The sequence below is a fragment of the Serpentinimonas sp. SSL01 genome (assembly GCF_056323735.1).
The window spans coordinates 36870-49655 of sequence record NZ_CM150487.1 but is presented as its reverse complement, the minus strand read 5'-3'; the positions used below and the strand labels follow the sequence as shown (position 1 = coordinate 49655).

Annotated in this window: 20 protein-coding genes and 1 tRNA gene; 1 reads left to right on the top strand and 20 read right to left on the bottom strand. The window is 63.8% G+C overall.

Translation table 11 applies throughout. The features are described 5' to 3' along the window. Nucleotides 1-48: 48 nt before the first annotated feature. From ACVMK0_RS00260 to ACVMK0_RS00165, 20 genes are all read right to left on the bottom strand, one after another. Nucleotides 49-125, bottom strand: a tRNA-Met gene (locus ACVMK0_RS00260). A gap of 23 nt (nt 126-148) precedes the next feature. Further along, nucleotides 149-556, bottom strand: a complete 408-nt coding sequence (rplQ, locus tag ACVMK0_RS00255) for a 50S ribosomal protein L17 (protein WP_045534224.1) — start codon at nt 554-556, stop codon at nt 149-151. An 85-nt stretch (nt 557-641) separates the two neighbouring features. Continuing rightward, a complete protein-coding gene (locus tag ACVMK0_RS00250; protein WP_250960653.1) occupies nt 642-1628 on the bottom strand; it encodes a DNA-directed RNA polymerase subunit alpha in 987 nt (328 codons plus the stop codon). Nucleotides 1629-1742: 114 nt separating this feature from the next. Then, entirely contained in the window at nt 1743-2366 is a 624-nt protein-coding gene (gene rpsD / locus ACVMK0_RS00245) for a 30S ribosomal protein S4 (protein ID WP_045534215.1), read from the bottom strand. A 208-nt stretch (nt 2367-2574) separates the two neighbouring features. Next, nucleotides 2575-2979 carry a 30S ribosomal protein S11 gene (rpsK, locus tag ACVMK0_RS00240; RefSeq protein ID WP_045534211.1) on the bottom strand — a complete coding sequence of 135 codons (405 nt, stop codon included), beginning with the start codon at nt 2977-2979 and terminating at the stop codon, nt 2575-2577. A 21-nt stretch (nt 2980-3000) separates the two neighbouring features. Then, on the bottom strand, nt 3001-3366 hold the full coding sequence (gene rpsM, locus ACVMK0_RS00235) for a 30S ribosomal protein S13 (RefSeq protein WP_045534206.1): 366 nt from the start codon (nt 3364-3366) through the stop codon (nt 3001-3003). Between the two features lie 18 nt (nt 3367-3384). Next, entirely contained in the window at nt 3385-3498 is a 114-nt protein-coding gene (rpmJ, locus tag ACVMK0_RS00230) for a 50S ribosomal protein L36 (RefSeq protein ID WP_072242940.1), read from the bottom strand. 30 nt (nt 3499-3528) lie between these two features. After that, entirely contained in the window at nt 3529-3747 is a 219-nt protein-coding gene (gene infA, locus ACVMK0_RS00225; protein WP_029461331.1) for a translation initiation factor IF-1, read from the bottom strand. A 1-nt stretch (nt 3748) separates the two neighbouring features. Beyond that, on the bottom strand, nt 3749-5068 hold the full coding sequence (gene secY, locus ACVMK0_RS00220; RefSeq protein ID WP_476463909.1) for a preprotein translocase subunit SecY: 1320 nt from the start codon (nt 5066-5068) through the stop codon (nt 3749-3751). A gap of 26 nt (nt 5069-5094) precedes the next feature. After that, nucleotides 5095-5529 (bottom strand): 50S ribosomal protein L15, encoded by a 435-nt coding sequence (gene rplO, locus ACVMK0_RS00215; protein WP_045534202.1) that lies wholly within the window; start codon nt 5527-5529, stop codon nt 5095-5097. Nucleotides 5530-5542: 13 nt separating this feature from the next. After that, nucleotides 5543-5725 carry a 50S ribosomal protein L30 gene (gene rpmD, locus ACVMK0_RS00210; protein WP_045534200.1) on the bottom strand — a complete coding sequence of 61 codons (183 nt, stop codon included), beginning with the start codon at nt 5723-5725 and terminating at the stop codon, nt 5543-5545. 12 nt (nt 5726-5737) lie between these two features. After that, nucleotides 5738-6256 (bottom strand): 30S ribosomal protein S5, encoded by a 519-nt coding sequence (gene rpsE / locus ACVMK0_RS00205; protein WP_045534198.1) that lies wholly within the window; start codon nt 6254-6256, stop codon nt 5738-5740. Between the two features lie 14 nt (nt 6257-6270). Then, nucleotides 6271-6639, bottom strand: coding sequence for a 50S ribosomal protein L18 (gene rplR / locus ACVMK0_RS00200; RefSeq protein WP_045534196.1), 369 nt, complete (start codon nt 6637-6639; stop codon nt 6271-6273). A gap of 11 nt (nt 6640-6650) precedes the next feature. After that, complete coding sequence (gene rplF / locus ACVMK0_RS00195; protein ID WP_476463908.1) at nt 6651-7184, bottom strand: 50S ribosomal protein L6; 534 nt, start codon at nt 7182-7184, stop codon at nt 6651-6653. A 24-nt stretch (nt 7185-7208) separates the two neighbouring features. Next, nucleotides 7209-7604 (bottom strand): 30S ribosomal protein S8, encoded by a 396-nt coding sequence (gene rpsH, locus ACVMK0_RS00190; RefSeq protein WP_045534193.1) that lies wholly within the window; start codon nt 7602-7604, stop codon nt 7209-7211. 20 nt (nt 7605-7624) lie between these two features. Then, on the bottom strand, nt 7625-7930 hold the full coding sequence (rpsN, locus tag ACVMK0_RS00185; RefSeq protein ID WP_476463907.1) for a 30S ribosomal protein S14: 306 nt from the start codon (nt 7928-7930) through the stop codon (nt 7625-7627). Nucleotides 7931-7938: 8 nt separating this feature from the next. After that, entirely contained in the window at nt 7939-8478 is a 540-nt protein-coding gene (rplE, locus tag ACVMK0_RS00180; RefSeq protein ID WP_045534189.1) for a 50S ribosomal protein L5, read from the bottom strand. A 2-nt stretch (nt 8479-8480) separates the two neighbouring features. After that, nucleotides 8481-8801 carry a 50S ribosomal protein L24 gene (gene rplX / locus ACVMK0_RS00175; protein WP_045534184.1) on the bottom strand — a complete coding sequence of 107 codons (321 nt, stop codon included), beginning with the start codon at nt 8799-8801 and terminating at the stop codon, nt 8481-8483. Between the two features lie 11 nt (nt 8802-8812). Continuing rightward, the gene (rplN, locus tag ACVMK0_RS00170; protein ID WP_029461320.1) at nt 8813-9181 is read right to left on the bottom strand and encodes a 50S ribosomal protein L14; all 369 of its coding nucleotides are present in this window, start codon (nt 9179-9181) and stop codon (nt 8813-8815) included. A 198-nt stretch (nt 9182-9379) separates the two neighbouring features. After that, nucleotides 9380-11005 carry a glycerol-3-phosphate dehydrogenase/oxidase gene (locus tag ACVMK0_RS00165; RefSeq protein ID WP_476463906.1) on the bottom strand — a complete coding sequence of 542 codons (1626 nt, stop codon included), beginning with the start codon at nt 11003-11005 and terminating at the stop codon, nt 9380-9382. Nucleotides 11006-11276: 271 nt separating this feature from the next. Between ACVMK0_RS00165 and glpK the strand changes: the two genes are divergently transcribed. Then, a complete protein-coding gene (glpK, locus tag ACVMK0_RS00160) occupies nt 11277-12773 on the top strand; it encodes a glycerol kinase GlpK (RefSeq protein WP_476463905.1) in 1497 nt (498 codons plus the stop codon). Nucleotides 12774-12786: the final 13 nt, after the last annotated feature.

The window sequence follows — 12786 nt, the reverse complement described above, 5'->3', positions numbered from 1 at the left end:
AACAAAAAACCCTGCAAGCCATTAAGCCCACAGGGTTGATTGAGGTTTTGGTTGCGGAGGCAAGATTTGAACTTGCGACCTTTGGGTTATGAGCCCAACGAGCTACCAGGCTGCTCCACTCCGCGTCAAGACATGTATTCTAGCACGCTTACTGCGTTTTGTCGGCAGAAGCTTGTTCTTCTTTGGTGGTTTCTGCATCGCCGCGATCGACCAGCTCGATCAGGGCCATCGGGGCGTTGTCGCCGACGCGATACCCGGTTTTGAGGATGCGCGTGTAGCCACCCGGACGGGCGTTGAAGCGCGGGCCGAGCACGTCGAACAGCTTAACCACCACGTCGCGGTCGCGCAGGCGGTCAAAAGCCAAGCGGCGGTTGGCCACCGTCGGCACTTTGGCCAAGGTGATCATGGGCTCGACCACGCGGCGCAGCTCTTTGGCCTTGGGCAAGGTGGTTTGAATCGCTTCGTGCGTGAGCAGCGAGTTCATCATGTTGCGCAGCATGGCCAGCCGGTGGCTGGTGGTGCGGTTGAGTTTGCGAAGTCCGTGTCCGTGACGCATGGTGGTTTCCTTTGTGGTTTGCCCGCAGCCGGATCAGGTACTGCGAGGGGTCAGGGGCGTTGAGGGTGAGGGTTAAGCAGTGGGTTCAGTGCTTGTCCAGCCCAGCGGGCGGCCAGCTCTCCAGCTTCATGCCCAGCGTCAAGCCGCGCGAAGCCAGCACTTCCTTGATTTCGTTGAGCGACTTGCGACCCAGGTTGGGGGTTTTGAGCAGCTCGTTTTCGGTGCGCTGGATCAGGTCACCGATGTAGTAGATGTTTTCGGCCTTGAGGCAGTTGGCCGAGCGCACCGTGAGCTCGAGCTCATCGACCGGGCGCAGCAAAATCGGGTCAAACTGCTGCGAAGCGCGGCTGGGCGAGGCGCCAAAGTCGGACGACTCGTCGCCGGCCAGCTGGGCAAAAACCGCCAGCTGCTCGACCAGAATCTTGGCTGCGGCGCGCACCGCTTCCTCGGGCGCCACGGCACCGTTGGTTTCGATGTCCAGCACCAACTTGTCGAGGTCGGTGCGCTGCTCGACGCGGGCGTTTTCCACCGCGTAGCTGACGCGCTTGACCGGCGAAAAAGAGGCATCGAGCAAAATTCGGCCGATCGAGCGCGTGCTGTCCTCGCCACGGCGCAGGTTGCCGGGCACGTAGCCGCGGCCCTTCTCGACCTTGATCTGCATGTCGAGCTTGGTGCCCGCGCTCAGGGTGGCGATGGGGTGCTGCGGATTCAGGATTTCCACGTCGTGCGGGGTCTGGATGTCGCCCGCTGTGACCAGGCCTTCGACCTCTTTGCGCAGGCTCAAGGTGACTTCGTCGCGGCCGTGGAGCTTGAACACCACGCCTTTGAGGTTGAGCAGCATGTCAACAGTGTCTTCTTGCACGCCGTCGATCGAAGAAAACTCATGCAACACACCCGAGATGGTGACCTCGGTGGGAGCGTGGCCGACCATCGAAGCCAACAACACCCGGCGCAGCGCGTTGCCCAGCGTGTGGCCATAGCCGCGCTCAAAGGGCTCGAGCGTGACTTCGGCGTGGTTGGGGCCGAGGTGCTCGACTTGAATGTTCTTGGGTTTCAGAAGATTGTTAAGCATTCGGACTTCCTTCAATACCCTCGGCTCGTTACACCGATAAGGCTGCTGGAGTACAAAATCCCGAACGCCAGCTGAATGCGGCGCTCGGGCTCGGATATGGTTTCAAACCACAGATTAGCGCGAATACAGTTCGACGATCAGCGATTCGTTGATGTCGGCGGCGAACTCGTCGCGGTCCGGCACTTTCTTGAAGGTGCCCTCGGCCTTTTCGACCGCGACCTCAACCCATGCGGGGAAACCGATCTGTTTGGCGAGCTCCAGCGCCTCTTTGACGCGGTTCTGGTTGCGCGATTTTTCGCGCACCGACACCACATCACCCGATTTGACCAGTGCCGACGGGATGTTGCAGCTCTGGCCATTCACCAACACCGCCTTGTGCGAGACCAGTTGGCGCGCTTCGGCGCGGGTCGAGGCAAAGCCCATGCGAAACACCACGTTGTCGAGGCGCGATTCGAGCAGGCCGAGCAGGTTGGTGCCGGTGTTGCCACGGCGGCGGTCGGCTTCGGCGAAGTAGCGCCGGAACTGGCGCTCGAGCACACCGTACATGCGCTTGACTTTTTGCTTTTCGCGCAGCTGCAGACCGAAGTCGGAAGTGCGCTGACCCGAGGTGCGGCCGTGCTGGCCGGGCTTGGAGTCGAACTTGGCCTTGTCGCTGATCGAGCGCCGCGCGCTCTTGAGCAACAGATCGGTGCCTTCACGGCGGGAGAGTTTGGCCTTGGGGCCGAGGTAACGTGCCACGTGATTTTCCTTGATCTATCTGCCGCCCACAGCCTTACAGCCTTGAGCGGGAGCCGCACCCTTTCAGGGCCACGGCGGTGGGCTTGAAACGAAAATGCCACCGCAAAGGTTTGCAGTGGCCCAAACAAAGAGCCGCAGATTATAGCAATACAGCAGGCTCTAGGTCAAGCGCTAAGGCTTGAGGCGGCGCTAAGGTTTTAGGCCGAACTCAGATGCGGCGGCGCTTTTGCGGGCGGCAGCCGTTGTGCGGCACCGGGGTCACGTCGGCGATCGAGTTGATGCGGATCCCTAGGGCGCCCAATGCGCGCACCGAGGATTCGCGACCCGGGCCCGGGCCCTTGATTTCGACGTCGAGGTTTTTGATGCCTTGCTCGATGGCCGCGCGGCCAGCCACTTCGGACGCCACCTGGGCTGCGAAGGGGGTCGATTTGCGCGAGCCCTTGAAACCCTGACCACCCGACGACGCCCACGACAGCGAGTTGCCTTGGCGGTCGGTGATGTTGATGATGGTGTTGTTGAACGAAGCGTGCACGTGGGCAATGCCGTCGGAGATGTTCTTGCGAACTTTTTTGCGCACGCGGGCGGCGGCGTTGGAGGCTTGGGGCTTGGCCATAGCGGTTGTCCTTGTGGGCGGTTATTTCTTCAGCGACTGGGCAGCCTTGCGCGGGCCCTTGCGGGTGCGGGCGTTGGTCTTGGTACGCTGGCCGCGCACCGGCAGACCGCGCCGATGGCGGAAACCGCGATAGCAACCGATGTCCATCAAACGCTTGATGTTCATCGTGGTTTCGCGGCGCAAATCGCCCTCGATGGTCAGGGTGTTGACCGCTTCACGAACCTTTTCCAGTTCGGCGTCGGAAAGCTCTTTGATCTTTTTCGAGTATGCGATGCCACAGGCCTCGCAAATCTGCCGTGCGCGGGTGCGCCCGATGCCAAAGATCGCCGTCAGGCCGATTTCGGCGTGCTTTTGCGGCGGAATGTTGATACCAGCGATACGTGCCATGATGGTCCTCTAATCGAATCAGCCTTGACGCTGCTTGTGCCGTGGGTCGGTGCAGATAACCCGCACCACGCCATGACGACGAATGATCTTGCAGTTGCGGCACATTTTTTTGACCGAAGCCGAAACTCTCATGTCTTACTCCTGAACGAAATTCTAGAAAAACTATTTGCTGCGGAACACGATCCGCGCCCGTGTGAGGTCGTAGGGCGTGAGCTCCACCTTGACCTTGTCGCCAGGCAGGATGCGGATGTAGTGCATGCGCATCTTGCCGGATATGTGCCCGAGCACGACGTGGCCGTTTTCAAGCTTGACGCGGAAGGTGGCGTTGGGCAAATTCTCCACCACCTCGCCCTGCATCTCGATGACATCGTCTTTGGACATATCAGACCCCGGGGGCGCCCTTGAAACTGGATTTCTTGAGCAAGGACTCGTACTGCTCAGACATCATGTAATTTTGCACCTGGGTCCAGAAGTCCATGGTCACAATCACGATGATCAGCAGCGAGGTGCCACCAAAGTAGAACGGAACGTTGTAATACAGGATCAGGAACTCGGGCAGCAAACACACCGCCGTGATGTAGAGCGCACCCACCAGCGTCAGGCGGCCCAAGATCTTGTCGATGTGGCGGGCGGTCTGATCCCCTGGGCGGATGCCCGGGATGAAGGCACCGCTCTTCTTCAGGTTGTCTGCGGTTTCGCGGCTGTTGAATACCAGCGCGGTGTAGAAGAAACAAAAGAAGATGATCGCGGCGGCATAGAGCGCAATGTAGATCGGCTGCCCAGGCGAGAGCGCGCCGGCCATGTCGCGCAACCAGTCCATGCCCTGATCGGCGCTGAACCAAGTCACCAAGGTGGCCGGCAGCAAAATGATCGAGGAGGCAAAAATCGGCGGGATCACGCCGGCCATGTTGAGCTTGAGCGGCAGGTGCGACGACTGGCCACCATAGACCTTGTTGCCCACTTGGCGCCGGGCGTAATTGACCAGCACCTTGCGCTGCCCACGCTCCACATAGACCACGAAGTAGGTCACCGCCACCACCAGCAACAGGATGAAGATGGCCGACAGAATGCCCATCGCGCCGGTGCGCACCAGCTCGGTCAGCCCGCCCATGGCACTCGGCAAACCGGCCACGATGCCGGCAAAGATCAGCATCGAAATGCCGTTGCCGACGCCGCGCTCGGTGATCTGCTCGCCCAGCCACATCAGGAACATGGTGCCAGCCACCAAGCTCACCACCGCCGTGAAGCGAAAGGCGAACCCAGGATCGACCACCATGCCCGGCATGCCCTCGAGAGCGAGCGCAATGCCAAAGGACTGGAAAATCGCCAGCGCCAGCGTGCTGTAGCGGGTGTACTGCGTGATCTTGCGCTTGCCGGCCTCGCCTTCTTTGCGCAGCGCGATCAGCGACGGCACCACGTAGGTGAGCAGCTGGATGATGATCGCGGCCGAGATGTAGGGCATGATGCCCAAGGCAAAGACGGCAAAGCGCTGCAGCGAGCCACCCGTGAACATGTTGAACAGGTTCAGGATGTTGCCCGCCTGGCCTTGGAACAACTGCGCCAGTTGGTCTGGATCGATGCCCGGCACAGGGATGTGCGCCCCGATGCGGTAGACGATCAGCGCGCCCAGCAAAAAGAACAGCCGCCGACGCAAATCGGCGTACTTTCCGGTTCGGGCTAGGGAGGCAGCGTTGGTGGCCACAGGTGTAGATTCCCGCGCTTAAAGCTTCAAGCCGCGACCGAGCCGCCAGCGGCTTCGATGGCTGCCTTGGCACCGGCGGTGGCGCCGATTTGGTTCAACTGCACCGCCAGCGACAGCTGACCGGTGTTGATGACCTTGACTTTGCGCGCCAGCTCGGGCACCAGACCGGCTTGCTTGAGCAACAGCAGATCGACTTGTGCCGCGCCCAGCACCTGCAGGTCGTCGAGCGTGACTTCGGCGTTGAACTTCAGGGTGGTGGATTTGAAGCCGCGCTTGGGCAGGCGGCGTTGCAGCGGCATCTGGCCGCCTTCAAAGCCGACCTTGTGGTAGCCGCCGGAGCGCGATTTTTGGCCTTTGTGGCCACGACCGGCGGTTTTGCCCAAGCCGGAGCCGATGCCCCGACCGACACGGCGCCGAGCCGATTTGGAGCCCGCAGCGGGCTTGAGGGTGTTGAGTTCCATAGTCGAAATCCGTTCAGATCACTTGCAGCAGGTAGCTGATCTTGTTGATCATGCCACGCACCGCCGGGGTGTCTTGCAACACGCTGACGCTGTTGAGCTTGCGCAGGCCCAGCCCGCGCACGGTGGCGCGGTGGTCGGCACGGCAGCCGATCGGGCTGCGCACCAGCTTGATGGTGAGGGTGGAGGCGGTAGTCATGCGGAATCCCTTTTAGGCCAGAATTTCTTCGACCGATTTGCCGCGCTTGGCCGCCACTTCGTAGGGCGTCATGGAGCGGCGCAGCGCGTCCAGCGTGGCGCGCACCAAGTTGTAGGGGTTGGTCGAGCCGTGGCTTTTGGCCACGACGTCGGTCACGCCCAGCACCTCGCAGACGGCGCGCATCGGGCCGCCGGCGATGATGCCGGTACCCTTGTTGGCCGGCAGCATCATGACGCTGGAAGCGCCGTGGCGGCCGTGCACCGCGTGGTGCAGGGTGCCGTTCTTGATCGCCACCTTGAACAGGTTGCGGCGCGCTTCGTCCATGGCTTTTTGCACCGACACCGGCACTTCGCGCGCCTTGCCTTTGCCCATGCCGACGCGGCCGTCGCCGTCACCGACCACAGTCAGGGCGGCAAAGCTCATGATGCGCCCGCCTTTGACCACTTTGGTGACGCGGTTGACCGCGATCATCTTTTCGCGCAGGCCATCGTCGTTGGCCTCGCTCTTTACATTCGCAAGCATCTTTGCCATTTGAGCATCCCCAATCAGAATTGCAGGCCGGCGGCACGCGCGGCTTCTGCAAGGGCTTTGACACGACCGTGGTAGGCAAAACCGGAACGGTCAAAAGCCACCTTCTCGATCCCGGCGGCCTTGGCCTTGGCGGCGATGCGCTGGCCGACCAGTTCGGCCGCCGCCCTGTTGCCACCGTTGCCGTTGGCCGCAGCGATCTGGGCGCGCACTTCGGCTTCCAGCGTCGAGGCCGAGACCAGCACGCGCGCACCGTCTTCGGAGATGACGTTGGCGTAGATGTGCAGGTTGCTGCGGTTCACACTCAGGCGCAGTGCGCCTTGCTGGGCGATGCGAATGCGGGTCTGGCGGGCACGGCGCAAACGCTGTTCTTTTTTCGTCAACATGTTCGCTGTCCTTATTTTTTCTTGGTCTCTTTGATGACGACCTTCTCACCGACGTAGCGGATGCCCTTGCCTTTATAAGGCTCGGGCGGGCGCACGGCGCGAATTTCGGCGGCAATCTGGCCCACGCGCTGGCGGTCGGCGCCCTTGAGCACGATTTCGGTCGCGGCCGGAGTGGTCACGCTCACGCCTTCGGGCATTACGAAATCGACCGGGTGCGAATAGCCCACGGCGAGGTTGAGCTTGTTGCCGCTGGCGCTGGCTTTGTAGCCCACGCCCACCAGCGAGAGCTTCTTCTCGAAGCCCTTGCTCACGCCCTGCACCATGTTGTTGACCAACTGGCGCATGGTGCCGCACAGGGCCTTGGCCTGCGCGCTGTCGCCCACGGCAGCAAAGGTCAGGCGGCCATCGGCATGCTGCACCTGCACTTGGGCATTGGGGGCCAGCGCCAGCGCGCCCAGCGCGCCCTTGACGCGGATGGCGTCGGGCTGCAGCGCCACTTCGACCCCGGCCGGAATGGCGATCGGTGTTTTACCTACACGAGACATCTCAGATACTCCTTCGTTCTCGCATCAGGCGACGTAACACAACACTTCACCACCGACACCGGCGGCGCGCGCCTTGCGATCGGTCATCACGCCTTGCGGTGTGGTGACGATGGCCACGCCCAAGCCGTTCATGACTTGGGGGATCGACTTGGAACCCTTATAGACGCGCAGACCGGGGCGGCTGACGCGCTCGATGCGCTCGATCACCGGGCGCCCGGCGTAGTATTTGAGGCCGATGACGAGCTCGTTCTTGCCGTCTTGGCTCTTGACTTGGAAGCCGTCGATGTAGCCCTCGTCCTTGAGCACCTGGGCAATGGCGGCCTTGACTTTGGAAGCCGGCATGGCGACGGTGGGTTTTTCCACCATCTGCGCATTGCGGATGCGGGTCAGCATATCGGCGATGGGATCACTCATGCTCATAATGTTTACTCCTTCGCGCCTTACCAGCTGGCTTTGGTGATGCCGGGGATTTCGCCGGCAAAGGCCATTTCACGCACTTTCATGCGCCCCAGACCGAACTGCTTAAAGGTGCCACGGGCACGGCCGGTGATTTCGCAGCGGTTGCGCTGGCGCGTCGGGTTGGCGTTGCGCGGCAGTTTTTGCAGCGCCAGACGGGCGGCGTCGCGCTCTTCGTCGCTGCGCTTGGCGTCTTTGGCGGCTGCCTTCAATTCGTTGTACTTTTTGGCAAACTTGGCGACCAGTTGGTCGCGCTTGAGTTCACGCTGGAGCAAAGCTTGTTTGGCCACGCTGCACCTCAGTTCTTGAACGGGAAACGGAAACCAGACAGCAGCGCCTTGCACTCGGCGTCGTTCTTGGCGGTGGTGGTGATGCTGATGTTCAGCCCACGCAATGCATCGACCTTGTCGTATTCGATCTCGGGGAAAATGATCTGCTCTTTGACGCCGATGTTGTAGTTGCCACGGCCATCGAAGGCCTTGCCCGAGATGCCGCGAAAGTCGCGCACCCGCGGCAGCGCCACGGTGACGAAGCGATCGAGGAACTCGTACATGCGCGCCCCGCGCAGCGTGACCATGCAGCCGATCGGCTGGCCTTCGCGGATTTTGAAACCGGCGATGGCCTTGCGGGCACGGGTGACCACCGGCTTTTGACCGGCGATCTTGCTCAGGTCGCCGACGGCGTTTTCCAGCACTTTTTTGTCGGCCACGGCCTCACCCACCCCCATGTTGAGGGTGATTTTGGTGATGCGCGGCACCTGCATCACAGACTCGAAGCCAAACTGCTCTTTGAGCGCCGGGGCCACTTTGTCGCGGTAAATTTGTTGAAAGCGTGTCATGCTCATGCCACCTTGATTTCAGCGCCGTTGGATTTGAAAACGCGCACTTTGCTGCCGTCTTCGAGCACCTTGATGCCCACGCGGTCGGCCTTGCCGCTGGCCGGGTTGAAGATTGCCACGTTGGACTGATGGATCGACATCGTCTTGGCGATGATGCCGCCGGTGACACCCTTCATCGGGTTGGGCTTGGCGTGCTTCTTGACGATGTTGACGCCCTCGACCAGCAGGCGCGTCTCGTCGGCGCGCTGCGTGACCTTGCCGCGCTTGCCTTTGTCACGGCCGGCGATGACGATGACTTCGTCGCCTTTGCGAATTTTGTTCATTGCGAGACCTCTTACAGAACTTCCGGGGCCAGCGAAACGATCTTCATGAACTTCTCGGTGCGCAGTTCGCGCGTCACCGGTCCAAAGATGCGGGTGCCGATGGGCTCGAGCTTAGCGTTGAGCAGCACGGCGGCGTTGCCGTCAAACTTGATCAAAGCCCCGTCTGGGCGGCGCAAGCCTTTGGCGGTGCGCACCACCACGGCGTTGTAGATTTCGCCTTTTTTGACGCGCCCACGCGGCGCGGCTTCTTTGATGCTGACTTTGATGACGTCGCCCACACTGGCGTAACGGCGCTTGGAGCCACCGAGCACCTTGATGCACATTACGGACTTGGCACCCGTGTTGTCGGCAACATCGAGTCGAGATTGCGTTTGAATCATTTTGTTTAAGTCCCAACTTGAATCCCGAAGGCCCCAGCGGCCTGCAGCGATCAGTCTTGGGCCCGTCGTTGCAGCCACCTTGATACAGACCAAGGCGCCCGCTTCGCTGGGCAAGAAGTCTCCACCTTTTTGGGTGAAGCCTTGCATTGTCGCACACTGGCTTGATCGGGTCAAGCGCTGTTTGTGCGTCCGGCGCGATTAGTTGAGCCGGTAGCGTTGCGCGAGCGCCACAAAGGCCTGCAAGCCGGGGTCGGTGTGCGGTGCGCCGGCGCGCTGCAACTCGTCTTGCACGATAGCCGCCACTGCGCCAGCCATGCCTTCGGCGGCGAGGGCATCGAGGAACAGCGCGCGCCAGCGCCGCGCCAGCACGTCTTCGACCGTCAGCGCCCACTCGTGGCGCACGGCGTAGCGCACCATGGCCTCGGTCAGGCCCATGCCCAGCGCTCGCTCGGCACCGGGCAGGGCCTGCACCGCCGCTGCTTGGTCGCCGTAGAGGTGCAAGCCCGGCGCCTGGTGCAGAGCTGGGTGCGCAAGCGCGGCATTGGCTCCTGCGGCCTCATTCGCATCCGCATGGGCTTGCGCGTTTGCTTCGCCAGCCCCAAATAAAGGGGTCAATGGATGGTCCAAGGCCGGGCGCGGCGCCAACAACCCGGCCGCCACCCCGTGCGCCAGCACCTCGCTGGCCATGGCGCGGTAGGTGGTCCACTTGCCCCCCGTGACCGTCACCAGCCCAGCGGGATCGACCACGATGCGGTGCTCGCGCGACAACGCTTGGGTGCTCCCCCCTGCTGCGGGCGCCGCCACCAGCGGCCGCAAGCCCACCCAGACGCTGCGCACGTCGGCGCGGCGCACCGGCCGCGCCAGCGCCTGCGACGCCTCGCGCAAGATGAACTCGATTTCGGCCTCGAACGGCTCGGGTTCGCGCGGCAGGTCGGTGCGCGGCGTGTCGGTGCTGCCCAACACCAGCGCCCCCAGCCACGGCACCGCAAACAGCACCCGGCCATCGGCGGTGCGCGGCACCAGCAGGGCCTGCTGCCCGGGCAGAAAATCGCGCGCCACCACCAGATGCACCCCTTGACTGGGCTGCACCAGCGGCGGCGCTTCGGGTTGCACGCCCTGGCGCAGCTGGTCCACCCAGACCCCGGTGGCGTTGACGACGCAACGCGCCTGCAACTGCAACCGCTGGCCCCCGTGGCGGTCGAGCGCCTGCACCCGCAGCACGCGGCCACCCTGAACATCGGCGCCCGCTTCAATGCCCTGCACCTGCACGCAATTGAGCAACAGCGCCCCAGCCACCTCGGCGCTGCGCGCCACAGCCAGCGCCAGCCGCGCGTCCTCGAACTGGGCGTCCCAGTACTGGATGCCGCCGCGCAAGCCCAGCGCCTGCACCCCCGGCAGCGCGGCTTGGGTCTGCTCGCGCCCCAGCCACCGGGTGGGCCCTAGGCCCGCGCGGCCGGCCAACCAATCGTAGAGCTTGAGCCCGACCCCATAAAAAGGCGCTTGCCAAGGCTGGTAGCAGGGCATCACGAAAGGCAGCGGCTGCGCCAGATGCGGGGCAATCTTGAGCACCGCTTGGCGCTCAGCCAGCGCCTCGCGCACCAAGGCCAGATTACCCTGCGCCAAGTAGCGCACCCCGCCGTGCAGCAGCTTGGTGGAACGCGACGAGGTGCCGCTGGCGAAGTCGTGCGACTCCAGCAGCGCCACCCGCCAGCCGCGCTGCGCCGCCTCCAGCGCCACGCCCAAACCGGTGGCACCGCCGCCGACGACCAGCAGGTCCCACACCGGGACGCGCTGCAAATGCTCTAGAGACTGCTGGCGGTTCATGGGGGCTGGGTCAGGGATTGGCAAAGGCTTGTGGCGGGACGGGGCGAGGCCGGCTGGGAGCCGCAACCGCAATCCGCTAAGTGTCGGGGGGTGCTGTTACAGTCGTAAAAAGACGCGCTTGAAGGCGCTCGCCTGCCTGCATGAGGGGCCCAAAACGGGCATAGACCCATTGAGTAAACAGGCCGCCATCGTACCCCACCTCGCTACTGGATTTTGTGACACATCGGTGCAAGCCACCCCGCAGCCCACCCTTTTGAGAGGAGACCAACCGATGGCCTTTATGCTGGCCCTAGACCAAGGCACCACCAGTTCGCGCAGCATCGTGTTCGACGCCCAAGGCCAAGTGCGGGCGCAGGCGCAGCAGGAAATCCGCCAACACTACCCGCAACCCGGCTGGGTCGAGCATTGCCCGCACGAGATCTGGGCCACGCAACTGGCCTGCGCCCGCCAGGCCTTGGCCAGCGCCGGGCTGCGCGCCCAGGACCTTGCCGCCATCGGCATCACCAATCAGCGCGAAACCACGCTGCTGTGGGAGCGGCGCAGCGGCGCACCGCTGGGGCGTGCCATCGTCTGGCAGGACCGGCGCACCAGCAGCGCCTGCGCCGCGCTGCGCGAGGCCGGGCACGAGCCGTGTGTGCAGGGCAAAACCGGGCTGCGCCTGGACCCCTATTTTTCTGCCAGCAAGATCGCTTGGTTGCTCGATCACACCCCCGGTGCACGCGCGCGTGCCGAGCGCGGCGAGCTGGCTTTTGGCACCATCGACTCGTGGCTGTTGTGGCAGCTCAGCGGCGGCACGCTGCACGCCACCGACTGCAGCAACGCCGCGCGCACGCTGCTGCTGAATCTGCAGACGCGCGACTGGGACGATGAGCTGCTGGCGCTGTTCCAGATTCCGCGCGCCCTGCTGCCCGAGGTGCGGCCGTCGAGCGCCGACTATGGCCACAGCCAAGCCGAATGGCTGGGGGCCCCGGTGCGCATCGGCGGCGTGGCGGGCGATCAGCAGAGCGCCCTGTTTGGCCAAGCCTGCTTGCGCCCCGGCATGGCCAAAAACACCTACGGCACCGGTTGCTTCCTACTCATGCACACCGGCGAGCGGTTCCAGCACAGCCAGCACGGACTGATCAGCACGGCGGCGGCGCAGGTGGCGCACGCGCCGCCCCAGTACGCGCTCGAAGGCAGCGTGTTCGTCGGCGGCGCGGTGGTGCAATGGCTGCGCGACGGCCTGCGCGCCATCGACTCCAGCAGCGAGGTGCAGGCCCTGGCCCAGAGCGTGCCCGACGCCGGCGGCGTGCTGTTCGTCCCCGCCTTCACCGGCTTGGGGGCGCCCTACTGGCAGCCCGAGGCGCGCGGCTGCATCAGCGGCCTGACGCGCGGCAGCACGCTGGCGCACATCGCCCGCGCGGCGCTCGAGAGCATCGCGTTTCAGAGCGCCGCCTTGCTGCAAGCCATGAGCCGCGACGCGGTGGCGGCGGGCGGGGTGCCGGTAAGCGAGCTGCGCGTCGATGGCGGGGCCTGCGTCAACGATTTGCTGATGCAGATGCAGGCCGACCTGCTGGGCATCCCGGTGCTGCGCCCGGCGGTGACCGAGACCACCGCCCTCGGGGCCGCATGGCTGGCCGGCCTGCAAGCCGGCGTCTATGGCGGGTTGGAGGACCTGACGCGGCTGTGGCGCTGCGAGCGCACTTTTGTGCCCACCCTCGGGCGCGACGCGGCGGCCGAGAAAATGGCGCGCTGGGAGCACGCGGTGCGCCAGACCGTGGCGCCGTGATCCCATGCGCGAC

Bases quoted from the DNA above. Each gene is read 5' to 3' on its own strand.
- rplQ (WP_045534224.1), bottom strand. From the start codon at position 556: ATGCGTCACGGACACGGACTTCGCAAACTCAACCGCACCACCAGCCAC.
- ACVMK0_RS00250 (WP_250960653.1), bottom strand. From the start codon at position 1,628: ATGCTTAACAATCTTCTGAAACCCAAGAACATTCAAGTCGAGCACCTC.
- rpsK (WP_045534211.1), bottom strand. From the start codon at position 2,979: ATGGCCAAGCCCCAAGCCTCCAACGCCGCCGCCCGCGTGCGCAAAAAA.
- rpsM (WP_045534206.1), bottom strand. From the start codon at position 3,366: ATGGCACGTATCGCTGGTATCAACATTCCGCCGCAAAAGCACGCCGAA.
- rpmJ (WP_072242940.1), bottom strand. From the start codon at position 3,498: ATGAGAGTTTCGGCTTCGGTCAAAAAAATGTGCCGCAACTGCAAGATC.
- infA (WP_029461331.1), bottom strand. From the start codon at position 3,747: ATGTCCAAAGACGATGTCATCGAGATGCAGGGCGAGGTGGTGGAGAAT.
- rplO (WP_045534202.1), bottom strand. From the start codon at position 5,529: ATGGAACTCAACACCCTCAAGCCCGCTGCGGGCTCCAAATCGGCTCGG.
- rpmD (WP_045534200.1), bottom strand. From the start codon at position 5,725: ATGACTACCGCCTCCACCCTCACCATCAAGCTGGTGCGCAGCCCGATC.
- rpsE (WP_045534198.1), bottom strand. From the start codon at position 6,256: ATGGCAAAGATGCTTGCGAATGTAAAGAGCGAGGCCAACGACGATGGC.
- rplR (WP_045534196.1), bottom strand. From the start codon at position 6,639: ATGTTGACGAAAAAAGAACAGCGTTTGCGCCGTGCCCGCCAGACCCGC.
- rplF (WP_476463908.1), bottom strand. From the start codon at position 7,184: ATGTCTCGTGTAGGTAAAACACCGATCGCCATTCCGGCCGGGGTCGAA.
- rpsH (WP_045534193.1), bottom strand. From the start codon at position 7,604: ATGAGCATGAGTGATCCCATCGCCGATATGCTGACCCGCATCCGCAAT.
- rplE (WP_045534189.1), bottom strand. From the start codon at position 8,478: ATGACACGCTTTCAACAAATTTACCGCGACAAAGTGGCCCCGGCGCTC.
- rplX (WP_045534184.1), bottom strand. From the start codon at position 8,801: ATGAACAAAATTCGCAAAGGCGACGAAGTCATCGTCATCGCCGGCCGT.
- rplN (WP_029461320.1), bottom strand. From the start codon at position 9,181: ATGATTCAAACGCAATCTCGACTCGATGTTGCCGACAACACGGGTGCC.
- ACVMK0_RS00165 (WP_476463906.1), bottom strand. From the start codon at position 11,005: ATGAACCGCCAGCAGTCTCTAGAGCATTTGCAGCGCGTCCCGGTGTGG.
- glpK (WP_476463905.1), top strand. From the start codon at position 11,277: ATGGCCTTTATGCTGGCCCTAGACCAAGGCACCACCAGTTCGCGCAGC.